Raw genomic sequence first — 21594 nt, 5'->3', positions numbered from 1 at the left:
GGGTGATCTCGACGTTGACCAGCCCGGAGACCCCGCGGGGGCCGAACAGGCTGCGCTGGCCGCGCGACTCCCAGATGTCTGCACGTCCTGGCTGAGCACGCCCTCGACCACCGAGACGAACGCGACCTGCTCCGCCAGCGCCGCCGGGTCCACGGCCGCGCCCGACTCGTGCACCACGAACAGCAGGTCGCGGCTCTCGGCCATCCGTCCCAGGCGGCCGAAGGCCGTGCTGAGCGCCAGCCGGGCCCGCGCTCCGATCTCGGTCGAGGCAGGCGCCTCGCCGAGCACCGGCGTGAGCCAGGAGACGCACTCGCTGACGTCGGTCTCCATGATCTCCTGGGACGCGTCCACGATCTGGGCCAGCTCGCTCGCCCGGGCCCGCGACAGGGAGCTGACCAGGTGGAAGCCGATCTGGGTGCCGGCCTGCCCGCGGGCGGACAGCCGGTGCAGCGCCCGCTGGTGGGCCAGCGCGGCCCAGCAGGGGTCGATCATCTGGCGCAGCAGCGTGCCGAAGACCTCGTCCCTGATCGAGAAGAGCGTCCCGATGGGCTCCACCCGCACCAGGTCCCGGCGGACGAGGCGGCGCAGCGCGGCGGAGGCCACCAGCGGGTCGAGTTCGGCGACCTCGGCAAGCAGGTCCGCGTCGAACCGCGAGCGCAGGATCGCCGCGGCGTGCAGCGCGTACCGCTCGGCGAGCGCCAGGTCGCGCACCTCGCTCATCACGGCGAACTCGTACGGCGCGAGCGCGCCGTCGCCGCCCGAGCGGGCGCTGTGCTCCAGCGCCTGCAGTGCCCGGAGGTTGAACGGGTTGCCGCCGCTGCGGTGGCGAAGCTCGTACGGCGCGGGGACGGGCGACATGGCGAGCATCTGCTCGTCGTCGAGCGGCCCCAGTTCGATCCGCACGGTGCGTCCGAAGGCCGCGGTGACGGACACCGCCTCGGCCAGGCGGTCGGGGGTCTGGCGGGGGCGCAGTGAGACGACCACGTCGACCAGCGGCGCGGGGTCGCCCCCGGCGATGCCCACCAGTTCGCCGATCGTCTGGTCGTCGGCGAGGTGGGCGTCCTCGATGACCACGAGCTCGCGGTCGGGCCGGTGGCGCCGGCGGGCGAGGCCGATCACGGGCCGGTCGCCCTCCTCGCGTTCGCCGGCCCGGCGCGCCCGCCACAGCAGCTTCCTGATGGCGTTCATCGCCCGCTCCCGGTCGCCCGAGGAGCATCGGTAGACGGTGGCGGGCAGGGCGGTCCACTGCCGCTCCCGGACGAGCGCCGACAACAGGTGGGTCTTGCCGGACCCCGGCTCCCCGAGGACGGCGATGAGACGCCCCTCGGAGCCGGGCTCCTGGGTCAGGGACCGCAGCAGGTCGAACTCGGCCGTGCGCACCACCCTGGTCGACGCGGTGTCGGTCAGTCTGTCTTCGTACACGCTCATCTTCTGTGACGACCCCAGGCATTTGGTGACCGAAAAGAGCTTTACGGCCCTAATTGCGCTCCTTTCTCGCATCTGGGCCGAAACTTCCCGTGGGAGCAGAGGGCGGAGGTTCGGGCGCCGGTCTTCGTCGATCCGGCTGTGCGGGACGGGATGTCCTTTTACTCTACATTACCTAGCTGCTTAGTTGGTTTTGTGACGTACGTCTCACGAAGGGCTGGTGCGATTGTGCGGAGAGTCAGTCCCGTGTGGTGATGCCCTCCAGCACCAGTTCGAGGAAGCGGGCGCTGCCGTCCCGGTCGGGGGTCGCCTGCTCGCGCACCCAGGCGGCGCCGCTGAGGAGGTCGAACAGCTCGTCGGGGGTCAGGTCGGGCCGCACCCTGCCGGCCGCCTGGGCGGCGCGCAGCAGGTCCGCGCCGCTGCGGTGCATCGCGCTGCACATCGTGTGGGAGGGCGTGCCCTCGTCGTACATGCTCTGCGCGAGGATGCCCACCAGGCCGCGGAAGGTGCTGAAGTGGACCACCGCCTCACGCATCCAGGCGACCAGCGCGCCGAGCGGGTCGGGCCCGGCGGTCAGCCGCTCCGCGTGGGCGACCAGGTTCTCCAGGCCGTCCCGGGTCGCGGCCTCCACGAGCGAGGCCCGCGTGGGAAAGTGCCGGTACAGCGTGCCGATCGCCACGCCGGCCTGGCTCGCGATGTCCTCCAGGGAGGCGTCGGCCCCGGCGCTCTCGAACGCCTTGCGGGCCGCGGCCAGGATCGCGTCGTAGTTGCGCCGGCCGTCGGCCCGCTTGGGGCGCTGGGCGATGTAGGGCTTGCCGTCCACCGGTACCTCCCGCTTGACATCCTGAGGTTGCCTCAGGTTAAATCCTCTCACTTAACCTGAGACGACCTCAGTATAAATGTGCCCACTAACCTGAGGTCGCCTCACCCTGATTCCCCCTGTCAGCGGACCGTGGAGGTTCCATGACCACCGAAAGCGTCTCCGGCGACGTCTCGGCCGGCGTGCCGCGGGCCGACCGCGCCTGGGCCCTCGTGCTCGCGGCGATCGTCGGGGCGGAGTTCATGCTCCAGCTCGACGGCACGATCGTGAACGTCGCGCTCCCGACCCTCCAGTCCGACCTCCACCTGTCGGTGGCCGGGGGATCGTGGGTGCCGAACGGCTTCTTCCTCGCCTTCGGCGGCCTCCTGCTGTTCGCCGGCCGCCTAGGCGACGTGCTCGGGCACCGCAAGGTCTTCCTCTCCGGGATCGGGCTGGTCGTGGTGGCGTCGCTGGTCGCCGGGCTCGCGCCGAACGTGGAGGTGCTGCTCGCGGGCCGGGTCCTGCAGGGCGCCGGCGCGGCGATCGCCGGTCCCACCGGGCTGGCGCTGCTGGCGATCGTCTTCCAGGGGGAACGGCAGCAGCGGGCCTTCGGCCTCTACTCCACGGTGACCGGACTCGGCGCCTCCGCCGGCATGGTCCTCGGCGGCGTGCTCACGTGGGCGGGGGACTGGCGCTGGAGCCTGCTGGTGAACGTGCCCATCGGCCTGGTCATCATCGCGGTCGCCGCCCGGGCCCTCGGCCTGCGGGACGAGGCGACCCGGTCCCGCCCGCTCGGCCTGCCGAGCGCGCTGCTCAGCACCGCCACCCTCGCCGCCGCCGTGTACGGCCTCGTCCACGCCGCGGAGAAGGGCTGGGGCGACCGCTGGACGCTGACCGCCCTCGGCGCCGCGGTCGTGCTGGCCGTGGTTCTCCTGCTGGTGGACCGGCGGGCCGCCGAGCCGCTGCTGCCCCTGGCCCTCTTCTCCGGCCGCGAGCGGGCCGGCGCCTTCCTCGCCCTGCTGCTGCTCGCGGCCGTGCTCACGAGCTTCCTGATCTACCTGGTCCAGTACCTCCAGGGCGTGCTGCACCTCAACGCGCTGCAGAGCGGCTTGGCCATCCTGCCCTTCGGCCTGGCGCTGCTCGTCAGCACCCAGATCCTCACCAAGTACATCGCCACGATCGGTCTCAAGACGCGTGCCGTCGTCGGCCTGCTCGTGGTGCTGGCCGGGGTGGCCTGGCTGACCCGTCTCGACGGCGGCAGCACCTACGCCGGCGGCGTGCTCCCCGCCCTCATCGTCATGGGGCTCGGCGTCGGCGTGGCGATCATCCCCTTCAACATGATCGTCCTGACCACCGCGCCGCAGGAGTACGCCGGGGTCGCCGCGGGGGTGCTGCAGACGGCGCTCACGATCGGCGGCTCGCTCGGCCTGGCCGCGATGCTGATCCCGCTCTCGCAGGGCACGGGTGGTCTCGCCGGGACCATCTCGTCGGTGTTCCTCTGGGCCTGCGGCGCCCTGGTGATCGCCCTGCTCGTCGCGCTGGTCTTCTGGTATCGCCCCGGCGCGCGGGGGGCCACACCCGCCGCCGGGGGCTGAAGGGGCCGTCCCTCCCGCGCCCCATGGCGAGGGGCGAGCCGTCCGCAGCCGGCTCGCCCCTCGTGTCGTTTCTCCGCGTCGTATCCGTGCCGTGGACCACGGCTCATCCGGCGATGGCGAGATCCGCGTCGGCGGAGAGGATCGCGTACTGGAGCCGGCGCATTGTCACGCGGGGGTCGAGCCCCAGCTCCTCCCGCAGCACCTGCCGGGCCGACTGGAAGACCTCCAGCGCCTCGGCCCGCCGCCCGGAGCGGTAGAGCGCCAGCATGAGCTGCTCGCGCAGGTTCTCGTTCAACGGGTACTGCTCGACCCACCGCGACAGATCGCCGATCACCTCGCGGTGCCGCCCGAGCCGCAGCGAGCACATCGCGATCGCCTCCAGGCACTCCAGCCGGACCTCCTCGGCCCAGCGGGCGAACGTTCCGACGATGAGCCCGTTGTCGATCCCGGCGAGCACGGGCCCGCGGAACAGGGCAGCGGCGGCGGCGAAGGACTCCAGCGCCCGCTCCGGGTCGCGGTCCGCCTCGTCCCGGCCCGCGGCGTGCAGACACTGCAGGCGGAACACGTCAACCGATGCGCGGTCCGTCTCCAGCAGGTAGCCCTGGGCGTGCGTCCGGATGGCGGCCCCGTCCACCGCGGGCTGTACGTAGTTCTTGCGCAGATGCGAGATGTACACGTGCAGGGCGGCGCGAGCGCGCTTCGGGGGCTCGTTGCCCCACAGCTCGTCGAGCAGCTCGTCGGTCGACACCGGCTGGTTCGCCCGGATCAGCAGCGCGGCCAGCAGCGTCTCGACCTTGGGCGCGCTGATCGTGTGCGTCTCCTCGTCCACCACGCGTAGTGGCCCGAGCAATTCGTATCTCATTCGTCTCCCCGCGCACGGCTGCCTGAGGTGCTCCTGGAATCGGCGCATATCACCGCGATGACGACGATTCTCGCGATCGCTCACGTCCCTGACATCAGCGGAAGTGCGTACGGCACGCATTTCGGGGTGCGTATTGCGCGAGGAGGGCGGCCGTGCCGGGTGCGGCGAACCGGACGGTCAACGGCTCCGCCGCCGAGGGGCGGCGCGGGCCGTCATTTCGCCAGCTCGACGCCGACGCCTCGCTCTCGGACGGCGCTCACGAAGCCGGGCGGCGCGTCGGCGTCGCTGATGAGGAGGTTCACTTCGGACAGCTCACAGATCGGCGCCAGCCCGACCCGGTCCAGTTTCGTGGAGTCCGCCAGGACGATCCGGCGCTGCGAGGCGTTGATCATACGCCGTTTCAGCTCGGCCTCCAGCAGGTTCGCGCCGGTGACACCGGATTCCAGGTGCACGCCGTGGCAGCCGAGGAACACCGTGTCGGCGTGGATGCGCTCCAGCATGGGTGCGCCCAGCGGGTCCACCAGCGCGTGCGTGGCCGGACGCAACGTTCCGCCGGTGACCAGAACGGAGAACCGGGGAATGGCCGGCTCCAGCTCCGCAGCCACCCGCAGACTGTTGGTGAAGATCACGACATCGGAAAGGTCGCTGCGGGCCACCAGCGCGCGGGCCAGGAACGTGGTGGTGGTGCCGGCGTCGATGATGACGCTCTCGCCGTCGGTCACCAGCGCGGCGGCGTGCCGGGCGAGCTGAGCCTTCTCGATCGCCGAGCTGCCCAGCGCGGCCTCGTACGACGGCTCGTCTGGCGGCGGCGCGGCTTTGACGTGCATCGCACCGCCGCGGACCCGGCGGAGCGCGCCCTGACGGTCGAGGAGTTCCAGGTCAGCGCGGATCGTGACGCTGGACACGCCGAAGATCTCGGCCAGGTCGGTGACCCGGACGAACTCGTGCTCCAGCACCAGCGCCACGATGCGGTCGCGCCGTAGCGTGGCCCCGGCGTCGGTGGCGGGGGACGCCGGGGGCACCGCGTCCTTCATCGGCCCGCCTCGTCGTCCGTGATGCCGGCGGGCAGGTACGTCGCGTGAGCCCGGATGAGGTCGTCGCACACCGCCTCGATGTCCGCCAGTGTGAGGGTCGCCGAGGTGTTGGGGTCGAGCATGGCCGCCTGGTACACCGCAGATCGTCGCTCCTCCAGAACCGCTGCCGTGGTCAATTCCACCACGTTCAGAAACGTCCGGTTGAGCGCCGCGAGCTGAACGGGCAGCGCGCCGACCGGCTTCGGGTGGATTCCCGCGCCGTCCACCAGGGCCGGCACCTCCACACAGGCGCCGGGCGGCAGGTTGTCGATCAGCCCGTCGTTGGGCAGGGTGAGCTGCACCTCGCGCGGCGTGCCGGTGAGCATCGAGTGGATCACCTCGGAGGCCATTTCGAAGTGCTTCCACCGGGCCAGCACCGGCTCCCCGGCGGCCAGCGTGCCGCGCAGACGCTCATAGGCGTCGAGCTTGCGGACCCGGCGCCGCAGGCCCTCGTTGAGCGGCGGGTTCAGCCGGAGCACCTCCTTCTCGTGCGGCAGGAACCAGGGCACGTACTCGGCCGCGTGCTCGCTGGACTCGGTCGGGAAGTAGCCGAACCGCCGGTAGATCTCTGCGCGGGCGTGCCCGCGCAGCTCGGGGTCGTCGGCCATCACGAGGTCGAGGTCGTCGTAGAGGGATCGGCCGCCGCTTTCGAAACGGAGCACGAACGCCTGGTGGTTCAGCCCGGCGGTGAGAAAGTCGATTTCGCCGAGTTCGCGGCCGATCAGATCGGCGAGCAGCGCGTGGGTGTCCCGGACCGAGTGGCACAGCCCGGCCACCCGGCGCAGCGGCGTGCCCGCGAGCACGGCCCCGCACAGCGTGGCCAGCGGGTCGGTGTAGTTGAGCAGCCAGGCCTGCGAGCAGAGCCGAACCATGTCGCGGGCCAGGCCGAGCAGTATGGGGATGGCGCGCAGCCCACGGAAGATGCCGCCGAGGCCGAGCGTGTCGCCGACGGTCTGGCGCACGCCGTACCGGTGGGGGATTTCGAAGTCCGCCAGCGCCGCGTCGTACCCGCCCACGTCGATCTGACAGATCACGAAGTCGGCGCCGGCCAGCGCCGCCTCACGGTCGGCGCTGGTCTCGATCACCGCGCCCGCGCCCGTTTCGGCGTTCAGGCGGCGGGACAGCGTCTCGGCGGTGGCCAGGCGGTCGTGATCGATGTCGTGCAGTGCCACCCGCAGGCTGCCCGCGAGCTCGGGGCTGGACATCAGGTCGGAGAGGATCTTGCGGGTCAGTTCGACGTTCCCCGCGCCGACGAAGGCCACCTTTGCCATTCGAACCTCCTGGAAGAAGGAGCTTATCGTTTGGAAAGCGTCACTTCATCAGGAGCCGGTGCGAGGTCGGTCGCCGGTCCGGGAGCCGGGCTCCCGGACCGGTGACGGCTTACTCGAAGTGGATCTCGTCGATGGTGATGGTGGAGTTGCCGCCGTACCAGAAGCCCATGGCGAGCTGGCCGGGGTTGGTGCGGTTGATGCCGTTGGGGGCCATCGGGATGCGGATGTTCTGGTAGGAGGTGGTGATCTGGGGGTGTGTGCCGCCGTCGAGGGTGTATTCGGCGAACAGCTTGGTGGTGCCGCCGAGGCTGAGGTTGAAGTGGTTTTGTTCGCCGCCGTTGGCGCCCTTGATCCGGATCACCAGGTGGGTCTTGGTGGTCAGGTCGGTTCCGACGTCGCTGCCGAACCAGCCGCAGTTGTTGTAGCGCAGTTGCAGCGCGCCGGATGTGATGGTGCCGGATCCTCCGCCGTCCAGGAAGCAGTTGCCGCCGGTCCACTTGCCCAGGTCGTTCTGGGCGCCGACGGGTAGGCGGGCGAGCCGTCGAAGTCGTCCAGCACCAGGCCGGTGGCCGGCGCGGGCGGGTCGGTGGTGACCGTCACGGTGTTGCCGGGCGCCGACCGGTTGCCGGCCGCGTCCCGGGCCTTGACGGTGTAGGCGTACGCGGTGGACGGGGTGAGCCCGGTGTCGGTGAACGTGGTGCCCGCCGGGGAGCCGACGAGCGCGCCGTCGCGGAACACCTCGTACCCGGTGACCCCGACGTTGTCGGTGGCCCCGCTCCAGGACAGCGACACGCTGGTGTCCGTCTTGCCGGTGCTCGTCAAGGTCGGCGCCGTCGGCGCCGAGCAGTCCCCGGCGCATCCGGTGGTGGTCGCGGGCACGCTCGCCGACAGGCCGGAGGCGTTGCCCGCGTTGTCCACCGCCCGCACCGCGTACCGGTACGTCTGCCCGGCCGTACGCCCGGTGTCGGTGTACGAGGTGCCGGTTACCGGGCTTGAGGTGATCTTCGTGCCATCCCGGTAGACGTCGTAACCGCGCAGCCCGCTGCCGCCGGTGTCCGTCGCCGCCGACCAGGACAGCGAGACGCTGGTGTCGGTCACACCGGTGACCGTCAGGCCGCCGGGGGTGCTGGGCGCGGCGCAGTCGCCGGGGCAGGTGCCCGAGGTGGACAGCGTGCCCAGGTTCATCCACCCGTCGGTGCTCTGCTCGGCGTTGGCGAACGACAGCGGGTACGGCGGCCTGTGCTGGTCGATCACCCAGTCGGTGAGCCGGGACGCCGCCGGGCGGGACCGCAGCACGTCGGGGGTGACCGCCTCGAGCGGGTTGCGGACCTTCAGCACCAGGCTGTAGGTGCCGGCCGGGACTCCCGCGGTGCTGAGGTCGGCGGAGAAGTTCACCGGCCGCCCGAAATCGATCTGGGCGGGGGCGCCGGGCAGGTTCCAGTCCGGGAACGCACGGATCCGCAGCGGCTGGACCGTGCGCAGGTCCCAGTCGGTGTCCCAGGTCTTCACCACGGCGCCCGAGCCGTCCTTCAGCCCGAGGACGACGGTCCACGGGTAGTAGAAGGGAGCCACGCCGTCGTTCTGCACGGTCACGCCGACCCGGAACGGGCCGGACGCAGTGGGGTTGAACTGGGCCTGTGGGATGTGCAGGTTGTAGCCCATCTTGCGGACACCGGCCGCGACCTTCGGGTCGGCCGGGCTGTAGCCGCTCGCGCCGGTCTGGTTGATCATCCAGGTGATGTGGGTGAGCTCGGTGGCGGCCAGCACGTCGTCCACCTGCCCGCCGCCGTCCGGCCAGTTGGCGTACAGGGTGCCCTGGATCTCCGGCCGGGCCTCGCCGCCGATCGACTGGGTGGTCCACCGGTTCTCCAGGTTCCGGTTCAGCAGGAGCTGGGTGAACGCGTCGTCCCAGCCGCCCATCGACACCGGCAGCGTCATGCTCTTGAGCCGGCCGCCCCGCCACTCGCGGTAGGGCCAGGAGTCGTCGTGGAAGCCGATGCCCGGCGTCTCCGCCCCGGCCAGCGGGTACCGCACCTCGAGCTGGATGTTGTCGAAGGCCGCGTCGTAGGCGTGGATGATCGTGGCGATCGTGGCGTCGGTGGGCATCAGGTCCGGGTAGCCGTCCGAGGTGTCCCGGTCGTACGGCCAGGTGTGCCACTCGCCCCAGAGCCCGACCAAGCCCAGGGACATGAAGCCGATCCGCGGGTCGGCGGTGCCGCCGGCGCGGCGTGGTCGTACCGGTCGGCGAAGGCGTTGATGAAGCCGGTGAACGCGCTGATCACGTCAGGATCGTCGTAGTCCGGGCTGACCGTGCCCCACTGACCGTTGGTGCGCAGCGCCGCCTTGCCGGCGAGGCAGGGCGGGATGCCGTTGCCGGGATGCGTCCCGGAGCCGCCGGGATACTCCACGTAGAACCGGAAGGCGAGCTGGCGGCCCCACACCGCGGCCTCGTCCAGCGCCCTGTCGAACACGCTCCAGTCGAAGGCCGAGCAGTCCGAGGGGTCCTTCATCACCTCGTTGAGCGCGAAGTAACTCCACATCAGGCCGCCCGGGAACTTGGCGGTGTAGTTGTCACCCGGGAAGAGGTAGGGGGCGAAGCCTTTGAGGGGCTGGCCGACCGGCGCGTCGGCGTACGTGTAGGTGTGGGTGGCGAGGCTCGGGTCCGGACCCGGACCGGCGGGCGGGCGGGGTGGCGGGCCCGCCGCGGCAATGGCGCTGGTCGCGGCGAGCAGCACGGCTGTCATCGTGAGCAGAAGCGTCGAGAGTCTGCGTCTCATGTATCCCCTCCGGGGAAAGGACGGCACAGGCGTTGGGGGGTGCCCGAAGGGCCTCCGCCCGGCGATCCACATGAGACCAGAACACTTGCCATATCACAAGGGTCTTTCCTGCGATACGGAAACCTTGTTACGTTCGTGGGAATGCGAGCCGGATCCGGTTCTTCCCCGGCTGGCAGGCGGTGATCGGGCCGATGATGAACGGCGTGCCGCGGCTCGCGTAGCCTCCATCACCGCCTTGGCTTGTACATTGACAAGCTTTCGTAAGCGAGTGACGATGAATCACAAGGTGAGGCCTTGCGATTTCGGGGGCATCGGGGGTCGCCGAGACGAGCGCTGTCTCGATCATGTTCGCCAACGCCTCCGGGCGTTCGGAAGAGAACCGGAAGGGCCATGACCGAGCACACGCCGATCCGGGACGAGATCGTCCTGGAGGCGCGGGGGCTGACCAAGCGATACGGCGAGCGGGAGGCGGTGCGCGGCGTCGACAGGCCGCCGTGCACGGCTACGCCACGGACCCGCCTCGGCCCGCCTGGTCCTGTGGGCCACCACCGCGTACACGGTTCTAAGCTGTGACGGATTTCGTGCGCCGGGTGCTCACCCGGTGCCTGCGGCCTTGGCCCGGCCGTCATGCGCCGACGAGACCACGACATGCGGAGAGCGGAACAGTGAGAGGATTGCGAGGGTGACGGCAAGAACCAGTGACATCGAGAACGCGGCCGGTGTGCTGCGCGCCGGAGGCCTCGTGGCCTTCCCGACCGAAACCGTCTACGGTCTTGGCGCCGACGCCGAGAACCCCGCCGCCGTCGCACGCGTCTTCCAGGTCAAGGGGCGCCCGCCCTCCCACCCCCTGATCGTCCACATCGCCGGCGCGCAGCACCTCGGCGACTGGGTCGAGGACGTGCCCGAGACGGCGCGCCTGCTGGCCGAACGGTTCTGGCCGGGGCCGCTCACGCTGGTCCTGCGACGCGGTCCCCGCGTGCCCCTCGAAACGACCGGTGGCCTGGAGACGGTGGCCGTACGGGTGCCCGATCACCCCGTCGCGCTCGCGCTGCTGTCGGCCTTCGGCGGAGGCGTCGCGGCCCCGTCCGCCAACCGCTTCGGCTCGGTCAGCCCCACGACGGCGAACCACGTCCGTACGGAGCTCGGTGACGCCGTCGACTTCGTGCTGGACGGCGGCCCCTGCGAGGTCGGCGTCGAGTCGACCATCGTGGACGCCACGGGTGAGATCCCGAGTGTTCTTCGGCCCGGTGGGGTGACGCGCGAGGACCTCGAAGCGGTGTTGGGATTCCCGCTTGCGGTCCCCGCGACGAGCCGCATTCGGGTGCCTGGCCAGCATCCGTCACACTACGCGCCGCGTGCGCGGGTTGTCCTCGTCGAGCCCGAGAAGGTCGTCGCCGAAGCGGAGTTCGCGCAGGAGCTAGGTCACCAGGTGGGTGTCCTTCTTCCTCCTTCCTTCGCCGACGCTCCGGTGAAGGCGCACGCCGTGCTGGCGGTCCCCGGTTCGATGGCCGCCTACGCGCGCGGGCTGTACGGGTTCCTGCGCGAGCTCGACCAGCGGGGGTGCGACCTCATCGTCGCGTCCTTGCCGGTGGAGGAGGGGCTGGGATTGGCGATCGCCAACCGGCTCCGCCGCGCCGCGGGGCCCCGGCCCTCCGCGTAACCGGCAACGCCCTCGTCACTGTGCTTGTGGCGCCCCTCGCGGTCCGCGGCAAGGGCCGAACCGGCGCGAGGACGCGGTAGGGAGCGCGACCGGCTCCGCGGGCCATGCGGGGCGCGCCCCGCGACCGTACGCCGCCGGCGTGGGGCCGGGTACCAGGCACGTTGTCCGCGCGCGGGCACCGGACGGCCCGCGGCTGCGCTGGTGATGATCGACGCGACGAAGGCGACCGTCCGTAACGTTCGTCTTTGGCGTCGTGAACCTCCTCATCGGTGATTCTCCGAGAGAGCGGCTCCAGGGACGTGGTGTCTGTCCGCCGGACCGCCCGCACCATGCCGCCGGGTGGTGGCCACGGGTCGGCTGTTAGCGCTAACAATTTCCTGGCGCGATTCCTTCTCTGTCAGATGGCCGTGGTGACAGGTCGGAGCCAATACAAGACCAAGAGGCGATGTCAAGGGTCGCGCCTCGCACCCCTGAGGGGCGGCGGACGGGCGTGCGGCTCATCAGGCGTTATCGGAGGTCTCCGCCGCGACGGCTCTGAAACTTTCTTACGGGGCTTGACACATTTCGGCGTGGTTTCCCAAACTCTGTCCCAGAGGCGGCCTCCTCCTGCCATGTGGTGGTGCGCGGTGAGGACCGCCGTTCGCGACGCCCTGGTGGTGTGCGTTCCCCGATCACGGAGCGCGGCGTCGATCGCGCGGGTGACCCCCGCGTGTCCGCTTTTCCTGCAACGGCTCCGTCGCCGTCGGCGGCTCCACGACTTTCGGGTTCACCGCGAACGGCACCGCGGCCACCCCGACCGCTACCCGCACAGCCCCTGACGGCGGCCGGACATGATGATGAGGAGAACACAGATGCGTCTGCCCTGGCGAGCGCGGTCACCGCGCCCCTCCGCCGGCACGACCGCGGCGCCGCCCCGGCGGGCCTCGCGCCGCGGCCTCGTGATCGGCTCCATCCCGGTGCTGCTGGCCGCAGCCGGCGGCCTGGTGGCCACACAGCCCGCCCAGGCCGCCGTCGCCTGCCGGGTCGACTACACCGTCAGTTCGAGCTGGCCGGGCGGCTTCAACGCCAGCGTCACCATCAACAACCTCGGTGACGCGGTCGACGGCTGGCGGCTGACCTGGTCGTTCGGCGCCGGCGAGCAGATCACGCAGATCTGGAACGCCACCCACACCCAGTCCGGCGCGTCGGTGACCGCCTCCAACGTCTCCTACAACGCCTCCATTCCCTCCGGAGGCAGCGTCAACTTCGGGTTCAACGGTTCCTCGAACGGCTCCACCCCGGTGCCCACCTCGTTCTCTCTGAACGGTGTGGCCTGCACCGGCAGCCCGGGCACGCCCAGCCCCTCCCCGACGCAGTCGCCCAGCGTGTCGCCGACGCGTTCCCCGTCTCCCTCCCCGACTCCGTCTCCGTCCCCGTCGGTGACGCCGACCGGTACGTGCAGTCTGCCGTCGACGTACCGCTGGACGTCGACGGGCGCGCTGGCGACTCCGAAGTCGGGGTGGGTCTCGCTCAAGGACTTCACCAACGTCGTCTACAACGGCAAGCACATCGTCTACGCGACGACGCACGACACCGGATCGTCCTGGGGTTCGATGGCCTTCAGCCCGTTCACGAACTGGTCCGACATGGCCTCGGCCACCCAGACCAAGATGAACTTCTCCACCGTCGCGCCCACCTTGTTCTACTTCGCGCCCAAGAACATCTGGGTGCTGGCCTACCAGTGGGGCGGGACCGCCTTCTCCTACCGGACCTCGACCGACCCCACCAACCCCAATGGCTGGGGGGCGCAGCAGACGCTGTCCACCGCGAGCATCTCCGGCTCGGGCACCGGGCCGATCGACCAGACGCTGATCGGTGACGGCCAGAACATGTACCTGTTCTTCGCCGGCGACAACGGCAAGATCTACCGGCAGAGCATGCCCATCGGGAACTTCCCGGGCAGCTTCGGCTCGAACTACACGACGGTCATGAGCGACTCGACGAACAACCTGTTCGAGGCGGTCGAGGTCTACAAGCTCCAGGGCCAGAACAAGTACCTCATGCTCGTCGAGGCGATCGGCTCGCAGGGCCGCTACTTCCGCTCGTTCACGGCCAACAGCCTGGACGGGACGTGGACCCCGAATGCCGCGACCGAGAGCAATCCCTTCGCCGGCAAGGCCAACAGCGGCGCCACCTGGACCAACGACATCAGCCACGGTGACCTGGTCCGCAGCAACCCCGATCAGACCAAGACCGTCGACCCTTGCAACCTGCAGCTGCTCTACCAGGGCCGTAGCCCCAGCTCCGGCGGTGACTACGGACTCCTGCCCTACCGGCCGGGTCTGCTGACACTGCAGCGCTGACGGCATGACGCGGGTCCGGCTCGGGCGTTCCTGACCTGTGAGCCCTGTCAGCGAGCGCGACCAGGACCGAATCGAGCCGGAGCGGCGGGCTCGGCGCAAGGCCGAGCCCGCCGCAGTCATGTAGAGAGCCCAGATCCTCCTGCTGTCCGAGCGAGGGAGTTCGCCTCGGCGATCGCGGCGCAGGTCGTAATCCCGCTCAAACGGGCGCGGCACTCGCGGGTGCCGGAAGCGCCGTCCGTGCCATTCGGGCGGCGTTTTCGTATTCGTAAAGGACTCCGCCGAGTAGATCGTGCCGGTGCACATCCAAGGGACGGACGCCCTCGGCGACCCGCAACCCGGCTTCCCTTGACCCGCGACGGAGACGACCAGGGCCGGGCCGGCGGACCTCTGGCGCGAGGGGTGACCAAGCCTTCGATCTCGCTCGATCCCCTGGTCGTGCGGGAATCCTCGCTGGTGAGCGAGTTATCTGTAAACAACCTTGACAGTGAGAGCGTGGGTCCCGACCATGGGACCCACGGATCCGTACTGTCCAGTGGCTCGCTGGTGAACCGGCCCACCGGTGAGGTCGCCGGCGCGCCATCACCCCCTGCGATCGGCGCCTTGGCTCCGATCACTCCTGGTTCAGGAGACCTTCATGCGAAAGCGCACACCCCGCCTGCTGACGCTGGCAGCATCGCTGCTGCTGGCGGCCGCGGGCGCCGTCCTCACGCAGACATCGGCCAACGCGGCCAATCTGCTCGTGAACTCCGACTTCGAGACCGGCAGCCTTTCCCCGTGGTCCTGCACCGGCGGCCTGGGATCGGTGGTCAGCTCCCCGGTCCACACCGGCGGCAAGGCGCTGGCCGGCGCGGCCAGCGGCTCGGACAACGCACAGTGCACCCAGACCGTGTCCGTGAAGCCGAACACCGCCTACACACTGAGCGCATGGGTCCGCGGAAGCTACGTGTACTTCGGCGTGAACGGCGGATCGTCCACCTGGACCTCGTCGCCGTCCGCCTACACGCAACTGCGCGTGTCCTTCACCACCGGTGCCGGACAGACGAGCGCGGTGGTCTACCTGCACGGCTGGTACGGCCAGGGCACCTACTACGCCGACGACATCAGCTTCGACGGTCCCGGCGGACCGTCGCCGTCTCCGTCGCCGTCCGCGTCACCCTCTCCGTCGTCTTCCCCCTCGCCGTCGCCGTCTCCGTCTCCGTCGTCTTCCCCCTCGCCCTCGCCGTCGCCCGGCGACACGACGTGCCCGGTGAAGGGGCGGCCGGCCGGCAAGGTCGTCCAGGGGTACTGGGAGAACTGGGACGGCTCGTCCAACGGCGTGCACCCGCCGTTCGGCTGGACGCCGATCAACGACGCCCGCATCCGCCAGCACGGCTACAACGTGATCAACGCGGCGTTCCCGGTCATCCGCTCGGATGGCACGGTCCTGTGGGAAGACGGCATGGACAGCACGGTCAAGGTCTCCACGCCGGCCGAGATGTGCCAGGCCAAGGCCGACGGCGCGACGATCCTGATGTCCATCGGCGGAGCCACCGCCGGCATCGACCTCAGCTCCAGCACCGTCGCCGACCGCTTCGTCGAGACCATCGTGCCGATCCTGAAGAAGTACAACTTCGACGGCATCGACATCGACATCGAGACCGGCCTCAGCGGCAGCGGGAACATCAACCAGCTGTCCGCCTCCCAGTCCAACCTCATCCGCATCATCGACGGCGTGCTCGCCCAGATGCCGTCCAACTTCGGCCTGACCATGGCCCCCGAGACGGCGTACGTCACCGGAGGCAGCGTCACCTACGGCTCGATCTGGGGCGCCTACCTGCCGATCATCAAGAAGTACGTGGACAACGGCCGCCTGTGGTGGCTGAACATGCAGTACTACAACGGAAGCATGTACGGCTGCTCGGGTGACTCCTACTCCGCCGGGACGGTCCAGGGATTCGTCGCCCAGACCACCTGCCTGGACAAGGGCCTGGTCATCCAGGGCACCACGATCAGGGTCCCGTACGACAAGCAGGTCCCCGGCCTGCCCGCCCAGCCCGGCGCCGGAGGCGGCTACATGGCGCCGTCCCTGGTGAGCCAGAGCTGGAACAGCTTCAACGGCCAGCTCAAGGGTCTGATGACCTGGTCCATCAACTGGGACGGGTCGAAGGGCTGGACCTTCGGCGACAACGCCAGGTCGCTCCAGGGCCGTTAGAGCGGACCGGACCTGGACCAGGCTGACGCCGCCGAACGAGCGCGAAGGCCGCTCCCTGCTGTCGGGAGCGGCCTTCGCCCATTGGGACGCCGCCGACGTCGCGCCCGGGACACGCCCGCGCCTGCTCCTTCCGGTGCGTGCGGCGTCTTCCCTGGTGGAGCGGTTAATTGTTAAGAACCTTGACAAATAGGCTCGCCGGTCCCGACCATGGGATGCGCGGATCCGTGTGCTCGTCCAGCAGTTCGCTGCTGTAGCAAATCCACCGACGGTCTCGCCGGTGCACCATCACCCCCCGCGATCGGCGTCAAGGCGCCGATCACTCCTGGTGCAGGAGATTTCATGCGACCACGCACGTTGCTGCGCGCCGCCGTGGCTCTGATCGCCACCGCCACCGCGACGCTCGGCCTCACCGCGACCCAGACCGCCACCGCGCAGGCGGCGACCACACGGGCGACCGCCGCACAGGCGGCGGCAGCCCTGCCCGCGCACGTGTTCGCGCCGTACTTCGAGGCGTGGACCGGCGAGGACCCCGCGACGCTCTCCCAGCAGTCCGGGGCGAAGTATCTGTCCATGGCGTTCCTCCAGGCCGCGACGAAGGGCTCGTGCACGGCCTACTGGAACGGCGACACCGGCATGCCGATCGCCTCCTCGACGTTCGGCGCGTCGATCACGAAGATCCGGAACGCCGGCGGTGACGTCATCCCGTCCTTCGGCGGTTACACGGCGACCAACACCGGCACCGAGATCGCCGACAGCTGCACCAACGTCAACTCGATCGCGGCCGTCTTCCAGAGCGTGATCAACACGTACGGGGTCACCCGGATCGACCTCGACATCGAGGACAACTCGCTGAACAACAGCGCCGGGATCGACCGCCGCAACAAGGCGATCAAGCTGACCGAGGACTGGGCCGCCGCCAACGGCAAGACCGTCCAGTTCTCGTACACGCTGCCGACGACCACCCACGGCCTCGCCGACAGCGGCCTGGCCGTGCTGCGGAACGCCAAGACCAACAACGCCAGGATCGACGTCGTCAACATCATGACGTTCGACTACTACGACGGCGCCAGTCACAACATGGCGACCGACACCCAGACCGCGGCGACCGGGCTCCACGACCAGCTTGCCGCCCTCTACCCGGACAAGACGTCCGACCAGGTCTGGAACATGATCGGCGTCACCGAGATGATCGGCATCGACGACTACGGCCCGGCCGAGACGTTCCGCACCGCGGACGCCGCGCCCGTGCTGAACTGGGCCACCGGCAAGGGCCTCGCGATGATCTCGTTCTGGGCGCTCCAGCGCGACAACGGCGGCTGTCCCGGCACCGGCGGTTCGGACAGCTGCTCGGGCATCGAACAGAGCACCTGGTTCTTCAGCCAGACGTTCGCCCCGTTCTCCGGGGGCGGCCAGCAGCCCCCGGACAACGACTTCTCGATCTCCGTGTCGCCCTCGTCCGGCTCTGTCGACCCCGGCGGGACGGCGACGGCCACCGTGAGCACCGCGGTGACCAACGGCGACGCGCAGACCATCAATCTCACCACGGCCGGGGCGCCTCCGGGGTGACCGCGACGCTCAACCCCGCCTCCGTCACGGCCGGCGGTAGCTCGACGCTGACCCTGGCGACCACCTCGGCCGTCCAGCCGGGCACGTACCCGATCACCGTCACCGGCACCTCGCCGTCCGGAAGCCACACCACGACCTTCAACCTGAAGATCAACGGGTCGTCCGGCGGCGGTACGGTCGGCAACCCCGGCTTCGAGTCCGGCGGCCTCAGCCCGTGGGTCTGCCAGCCGGGCAGCACGGTCGTCGGCACTCCGGCGCACTCCGGGTCGCACGCCCTGCAGGTCACCCCGACGCAGAGCCAGAACGGCCAGTGCACCCAGTCGCTGACGCTCGAGCCCAACCACCGGTACACGCTGAAGGCCTGGGTGCAGGGCAACTTCGCCTTCCTCGGCGTGTCCGGCGGCGCGACCGGCTCCACCTGGGCCTCGTCGGGCGGCTGGAAGGAACTGTCCCTGTCCTTCACCACCGGCTCGTCCGGCGCCGTGACCGTCTACGTCAACGGCTGGTACGGCCAGGGCAACGTCTACGCCGACGACTTCTCCATCGCCTGATCGGCAGGCGTCGATCTCGCGGCGGCCGCCGTACTCCGTTGTTCGAACCGTACTGCTTTCGAAACAGGGTGCGGCGGCCGGGCGGTGACCTCGATCACCTCCGCCCGGCCTCCCGATCGTGAACGTGGCGAGGCGCGATCCGGTGGAACTCCGTCTGCGCCACGCTCGACCGCACAGCCGCACGCCCGGGGTACGTAGATCGCCAGTCGACAGGGGTGTACTAAAGTGGCCGCCACGTCCAGCGGGGCGAGGAGCGAGGCCATGCAACATGTGCTGACGCCGAAGGGGCGGGCGACCCGGGCGCGGATCGTCGAGGGTGCCGCCGAGGTCCTCCGGGAGAAGGGGGTCGCCGACGTCACCCTGGACGACATCCGATCGCGAACCGGCACGAGCAAGAGCCAGCTCTTCCACTACTTCCCGGAAGGCAAGGACGCCTTGCTGCTCGCGGTCGCGGAGTACGAGGCGGACCAGGCACTGAACGAGCAGCTGCCGCAGCTGCGCCGGCTCGATACCTGGGACGCCTGGTACCGCTGGCGGGACACCCTCGTGGAGCGCTACGAGTCGCAGGGCGACCAGTGCCCGCTGTATTCGCTGTTCCTGCAGGTGGGACGCACCACGCCAGGCGCACGGGCGATCGTCGCCGAGTTCATGAGACGCTGGCAGCAGAGTCTGGCCGGCGGAGTCAGGGCATTGCAGCGAAATGGCCTGCTCCCCATGTCCGTCGACGCCGACGAGAGCGCCGCCGCGCTGCTCACCGCCATCCAGGGAGGCGTGGCGATCATGCTGTCCACCGGGGAGTCCACCCATCTGCGCGCCGCGCTCGACTGGTGGATCACGCGGTTGCGGGCGGCGATCCCCGTGGCCGACTGACCCTCGCGTACGGCCGGGTCATCCGTTCAGGGCAGGAGCAGCAGCTTCCCCACGGTGCGGCGGGATTCGAGGTCCGCGTGCGCCCGCGCCGCGTCCGCGAGGGCGTAGCGCCCGCCGACGATCGGCCTGAGCAGCCCCTTCCTGACGAAGTCGAACACCTCCGCCGTACGCGTGAGCAGCGCCTCCCGGGTCGGCACGTGATCGCGGACGAGCGGATGGGACAACAGGATGCTGTTGGGCAGTTCCGTCGGGGTGAGCGAGGGGACGCCCATGAGGGGGCCGTAGTAGGCGTGCACACCGTGTCGGCGCAGGGCCGACTGCGACGACCGGAACGTCGGCGTTCCCCCTCCGTCGTACACCACGTGCGCGCCCTCGCCGCCGGTCAGCTCCCGCACTCGATCCTCGAAGCCGCCGCCGCTGGAGACGATGACGTGGTCGGCTCCGGCCTCCTTCGCGACCGGCGTCTTCTCCTCCCGCGAGACCAGGCCGATGACGACGCCGCCTCTCGCCTTGACCATCTGGGTCACCATGAGCCCCACTCCTCCGGCGGCGGCGTGCACCACCGCCGTGTCGCCCGGCTTGATCTGGTAGGTCTCGGTGGTGAGGTGGTTGGCGGTGAGTCCCTGCATCATCACCGACGCCGCCGTCTCGTCGTCCACGTCTTCGGGAACACGCACCAGCGACTCCGCCGGGATGGCGATCTGCTGCGCGTAGCTGCCCCGGTGGTAATACCAGGCGACCCTGTCACCGATGGTGAACTCCCGTACGCCGTCGCCGAGGGCGGTGACATACCCCATGCCCTCGATTCCCAGGATCGCGGGAAGGGTCCAGCCGGGAGCCGGCCCCGTCCGTACGCCGACATCCATGTAGTTCACCCCGGCCACGCCGAGCCGGACGAGCACCTCTCCCTGCCGAGGCGTGGGATCGGGCAATTCGGTCCAGTGCATGACCTCGGCACCGCCGTACTCGCTGATACGAATCGCATGCATGGGAAACTCCAGTCTCTCGTCGCCATGCGTGACACCGTCCGGCCTCGGGGGCCGGGCGGTCACAAGCTAACGAGCGAAAAATGGACCAGCAAGTCCAAAATCCTGCTCAAACGGATAGGGCAGTTTCGGCCGCCTCTCGCGATGAGCGATCTGGTCGGCCTTGTGTTGAAGTCGAACCGGAGGTTCCTCTGCGATCGGGGCAATAGAGGCGAACATCGCCGCCGGATCGATTGCGCTCGACGCCACCACGCCGGCCGCGCTGGACGCCGCCGGCTCACGGCCAGCCGACGCCACGTCCGACTGAAGTGGCGGCTACTCCGGCGTCCGGCACCGCGGGTGGAGGCCCCGTCAGCGTCATCCAGCCGAGGTGACGTGCATGGCGACCGGCCGCAGGACCAGGCCGTCGCTCCACGTCACCGACTCGGGCGAGGTGGTCAGGCGGAGGGCGGGCCGCCGGGTGACCAGGGCTCTGATCGCCTCGGTGAGCTCGACCCTGGCGAGACTGGCGGCCAGGCAGCGGTGCGGACCGTAACCGAACGCGACATGCGGGTTGGGGGGATGGCCGGTGAAACGGTGGATGTCGAACCGGCCGGGCTCGGGGAACGCCTGCGGGTCGTGGTTGGCCGCGTTCAGGTTCGGCATGACGACCGTCCCCGCCCTCAGCGAGCCACTGGGCAGGTCGGTGTCCTCCGTGATGCGACGCATGAAGGCGCTGGCCGGCGGCCCGTCGTAGCGCAGGATCTCCTCGACCGCGGTAGCCGTCAGGGCCGGGTCCGTGACCAACTCGTCCCACTGGCTCCGGTGGAGAAGCAACCGGAACACGCCACGGGCGATCATCGAGGCTGTCGTCTCGTAACCGGCGGTACGATGAGGTCCTCGCCGGGGGAGAGGCGATGCTGGGCGACCAGCTCGGCGGCATAGGCCATGAAGTCGGCGTGGCCCTCGTAACGCGCCTGCTCGGTGGCCGTGGAGGTGGTGAGGAACATATCCGTCCATCGGACGAACTGCTCGTAGTGGTCCATCGGCACGCCGAGCATCTCGCAGATGACATGGGCCGGTAGCCGCAGCGCGTATCCCTGGACCAGGTCGAAGCGGTCGCCCAGGCCGTCGAGGAGTTCCTGGGCGATCCTCGCGATGCGGGGACGCCACGGTTCGATCTGGCGCGGGGTGAAGGTGCCCTGCATGATCCGGCGGTAGCGCGTGTGTTCCGGCGGATCCTGATTGACCAGCGCGTCCGGGTCGTCGTCGATGCCGACGCCGCTCACGAACCGCGGCAACCCGGGAAGGCGTAGATTGCGGCTGGACGTGGGCGAGGCCAGCAGGGCGCGGACGTCCTCGTACCGGACGGCCATCGGGACGCGGTCGCCGCTGGGCATGGTCGCCGGCTCCAGCGGTCCCGACTCGCGTCTGCGGGCGAACTCCGGTGGTGGCGTGGCAAGTGGTCCCGGCACTACATCCGGCCCGATATGCGGCCCGATGTTGGGCGCAGTCCCGTTCGAATCCGGCTCGCTGGTCACTGCAACCCCTTCCGGTTCGGGGCGCCCGGGGGACGGCCTACGCGGAACGTACGAAATGGCGCACCCTCCGTCAACAGGCGAATCAGGTCGACTCGCGGCACCCGGC

18 protein-coding genes and 1 pseudogene are annotated in these 21594 nt (G+C 69.9%); 8 read left to right on the top strand and 11 right to left on the bottom strand.

Annotated features, from left to right (window positions below; all coding sequences use genetic code 11):
* Window positions 1–1029: 1029 nt before the first annotated feature.
* Together B1L11_RS55175 and B1L11_RS26295 are read right to left on the bottom strand one after the other, a co-directional pair.
* Window positions 1030–1428, bottom strand: a pseudogene (locus B1L11_RS55175) (ATP-binding protein); the annotation flags it as partial.
* Window positions 1429–1663: 235 nt separating this feature from the next.
* Window positions 1664–2248: a TetR/AcrR family transcriptional regulator gene (locus B1L11_RS26295; protein ID WP_079317081.1), complete on the bottom strand. Its 585-nt coding sequence runs from the start codon at window positions 2246–2248 to the stop codon at window positions 1664–1666.
* 140 nt (window positions 2249–2388) lie between these two features.
* Between B1L11_RS26295 and B1L11_RS26290 the strand changes: the two genes are divergently transcribed.
* On the top strand, window positions 2389–3819 hold the full coding sequence (locus B1L11_RS26290; RefSeq protein WP_079317079.1) for an MFS transporter: 1431 nt from the start codon (window positions 2389–2391) through the stop codon (window positions 3817–3819).
* A 103-nt stretch (window positions 3820–3922) separates the two neighbouring features.
* Here the strand turns inward: B1L11_RS26290 and B1L11_RS26285 are convergent, their stop codons facing one another.
* From B1L11_RS26285 to B1L11_RS26260, 6 genes are all read right to left on the bottom strand, one after another.
* Complete coding sequence (locus tag B1L11_RS26285; RefSeq protein ID WP_079317077.1) at window positions 3923–4681, bottom strand: AfsR/SARP family transcriptional regulator; 759 nt, start codon at window positions 4679–4681, stop codon at window positions 3923–3925.
* 212 nt (window positions 4682–4893) lie between these two features.
* On the bottom strand, window positions 4894–5715 hold the full coding sequence (locus tag B1L11_RS26280) for a DeoR/GlpR family DNA-binding transcription regulator (RefSeq protein WP_079317075.1): 822 nt from the start codon (window positions 5713–5715) through the stop codon (window positions 4894–4896).
* Window positions 5712–7025, bottom strand: coding sequence for an alpha-galactosidase (melA, locus tag B1L11_RS26275; protein ID WP_079317073.1), 1314 nt, complete (start codon window positions 7023–7025; stop codon window positions 5712–5714). The genes B1L11_RS26280 and melA overlap by 4 nt, the downstream gene beginning before the upstream one ends.
* Window positions 7026–7134: 109 nt before the next feature.
* Window positions 7135–7386, bottom strand: a complete 252-nt coding sequence (locus B1L11_RS26270; RefSeq protein ID WP_079317071.1) for a hypothetical protein — start codon at window positions 7384–7386, stop codon at window positions 7135–7137.
* Window positions 7387–7403: 17 nt separating this feature from the next.
* On the bottom strand, window positions 7404–9215 hold the full coding sequence (locus B1L11_RS26265) for a fibronectin type III domain-containing protein (RefSeq protein WP_079317069.1): 1812 nt from the start codon (window positions 9213–9215) through the stop codon (window positions 7404–7406).
* Complete coding sequence (locus tag B1L11_RS26260) at window positions 9131–9802, bottom strand: hypothetical protein (protein ID WP_143737562.1); 672 nt, start codon at window positions 9800–9802, stop codon at window positions 9131–9133. The genes B1L11_RS26265 and B1L11_RS26260 overlap by 85 nt, the downstream gene beginning before the upstream one ends.
* A gap of 390 nt (window positions 9803–10192) precedes the next feature.
* Here B1L11_RS26260 and B1L11_RS26255 point away from each other — a divergent pair, with 390 nt between their 5' ends.
* The 7 genes from B1L11_RS26255 (at window position 10193) to B1L11_RS26230 (ending at window position 18982) form a co-directional block, all read left to right on the top strand.
* Complete coding sequence (locus B1L11_RS26255) at window positions 10193–10375, top strand: hypothetical protein (RefSeq protein ID WP_079317065.1); 183 nt, start codon at window positions 10193–10195, stop codon at window positions 10373–10375.
* Window positions 10376–10484: 109 nt separating this feature from the next.
* Window positions 10485–11462: an L-threonylcarbamoyladenylate synthase gene (locus B1L11_RS26250; RefSeq protein WP_079317063.1), complete on the top strand. Its 978-nt coding sequence runs from the start codon at window positions 10485–10487 to the stop codon at window positions 11460–11462.
* Window positions 11463–12313: 851 nt separating this feature from the next.
* Window positions 12314–13804: a non-reducing end alpha-L-arabinofuranosidase family hydrolase gene (locus B1L11_RS26245; protein WP_079317061.1), complete on the top strand. Its 1491-nt coding sequence runs from the start codon at window positions 12314–12316 to the stop codon at window positions 13802–13804.
* A 634-nt stretch (window positions 13805–14438) separates the two neighbouring features.
* Complete coding sequence (locus tag B1L11_RS26240; RefSeq protein WP_079317059.1) at window positions 14439–15995, top strand: glycosyl hydrolase family 18 protein; 1557 nt, start codon at window positions 14439–14441, stop codon at window positions 15993–15995.
* Between the two features lie 339 nt (window positions 15996–16334).
* The gene (locus B1L11_RS26235; protein ID WP_218671317.1) at window positions 16335–17561 is read left to right on the top strand and encodes a chitinase; all 1227 of its coding nucleotides are present in this window, start codon (window positions 16335–16337) and stop codon (window positions 17559–17561) included.
* Complete coding sequence (locus B1L11_RS48635; RefSeq protein WP_218671316.1) at window positions 17558–18112, top strand: carbohydrate binding domain-containing protein; 555 nt, start codon at window positions 17558–17560, stop codon at window positions 18110–18112. Before B1L11_RS26235 ends, B1L11_RS48635 begins: the two co-directional genes overlap by 4 nt.
* Window positions 18113–18373: 261 nt before the next feature.
* Window positions 18374–18982 (top strand): TetR/AcrR family transcriptional regulator, encoded by a 609-nt coding sequence (locus B1L11_RS26230; protein ID WP_079317057.1) that lies wholly within the window; start codon window positions 18374–18376, stop codon window positions 18980–18982.
* A gap of 26 nt (window positions 18983–19008) precedes the next feature.
* On the opposite strand, the gene B1L11_RS26225 is transcribed toward B1L11_RS26230, so the two are convergent.
* From B1L11_RS26225 to B1L11_RS52010, 3 genes are all read right to left on the bottom strand, one after another.
* A complete protein-coding gene (locus B1L11_RS26225; protein WP_079317055.1) occupies window positions 19009–19971 on the bottom strand; it encodes a quinone oxidoreductase in 963 nt (320 codons plus the stop codon).
* A 354-nt stretch (window positions 19972–20325) separates the two neighbouring features.
* The gene (locus B1L11_RS52015; RefSeq protein ID WP_256862903.1) at window positions 20326–20808 is read right to left on the bottom strand and encodes a cytochrome P450; all 483 of its coding nucleotides are present in this window, start codon (window positions 20806–20808) and stop codon (window positions 20326–20328) included.
* The gene (locus B1L11_RS52010) at window positions 20805–21347 is read right to left on the bottom strand and encodes a hypothetical protein (protein ID WP_256862902.1); all 543 of its coding nucleotides are present in this window, start codon (window positions 21345–21347) and stop codon (window positions 20805–20807) included. The genes B1L11_RS52015 and B1L11_RS52010 overlap by 4 nt, the downstream gene beginning before the upstream one ends.
* Window positions 21348–21594 lie beyond the last annotated feature (247 nt).

The organism is Microbispora sp. GKU 823 (genome assembly GCF_002027145.1).
In the GTDB taxonomy this organism is placed as follows: domain Bacteria; phylum Actinomycetota; class Actinomycetes; order Streptosporangiales; family Streptosporangiaceae; genus Microbispora; species Microbispora siamensis.
Note: the sequence above shows the minus strand (reverse complement) of the source record. Positions and strands in the feature narration are given on the sequence as shown.

What these genes read in the sequence shown, in the direction of transcription:
- B1L11_RS26290 (WP_079317079.1), top strand. Translation starts at nt 2,389, where the DNA reads ATGACCACCGAAAGCGTCTCCGGCGACGTCTCGGCCGGCGTGCCGCGG.
- B1L11_RS26285 (WP_079317077.1), bottom strand. Translation starts at nt 4,681, where the DNA reads ATGAGATACGAATTGCTCGGGCCACTACGCGTGGTGGACGAGGAGACG.
- B1L11_RS26280 (WP_079317075.1), bottom strand. Translation starts at nt 5,715, where the DNA reads ATGAAGGACGCGGTGCCCCCGGCGTCCCCCGCCACCGACGCCGGGGCC.
- melA (WP_079317073.1), bottom strand. Translation starts at nt 7,025, where the DNA reads ATGGCAAAGGTGGCCTTCGTCGGCGCGGGGAACGTCGAACTGACCCGC.
- B1L11_RS26265 (WP_079317069.1), bottom strand. Translation starts at nt 9,215, where the DNA reads ATGTCCCTGGGCTTGGTCGGGCTCTGGGGCGAGTGGCACACCTGGCCG.
- B1L11_RS26260 (WP_143737562.1), bottom strand. Translation starts at nt 9,802, where the DNA reads ATGAGACGCAGACTCTCGACGCTTCTGCTCACGATGACAGCCGTGCTG.
- B1L11_RS26255 (WP_079317065.1), top strand. Translation starts at nt 10,193, where the DNA reads ATGACCGAGCACACGCCGATCCGGGACGAGATCGTCCTGGAGGCGCGG.
- B1L11_RS26245 (WP_079317061.1), top strand. Translation starts at nt 12,314, where the DNA reads ATGCGTCTGCCCTGGCGAGCGCGGTCACCGCGCCCCTCCGCCGGCACG.
- B1L11_RS26240 (WP_079317059.1), top strand. Translation starts at nt 14,439, where the DNA reads ATGCGAAAGCGCACACCCCGCCTGCTGACGCTGGCAGCATCGCTGCTG.
- B1L11_RS26235 (WP_218671317.1), top strand. Translation starts at nt 16,335, where the DNA reads ATGCGACCACGCACGTTGCTGCGCGCCGCCGTGGCTCTGATCGCCACC.
- B1L11_RS26230 (WP_079317057.1), top strand. Translation starts at nt 18,374, where the DNA reads ATGCAACATGTGCTGACGCCGAAGGGGCGGGCGACCCGGGCGCGGATC.
- B1L11_RS26225 (WP_079317055.1), bottom strand. Translation starts at nt 19,971, where the DNA reads ATGCATGCGATTCGTATCAGCGAGTACGGCGGTGCCGAGGTCATGCAC.
- B1L11_RS52015 (WP_256862903.1), bottom strand. Translation starts at nt 20,808, where the DNA reads ATGATCGCCCGTGGCGTGTTCCGGTTGCTTCTCCACCGGAGCCAGTGG.
- B1L11_RS52010 (WP_256862902.1), bottom strand. Translation starts at nt 21,347, where the DNA reads ATGCCCAGCGGCGACCGCGTCCCGATGGCCGTCCGGTACGAGGACGTC.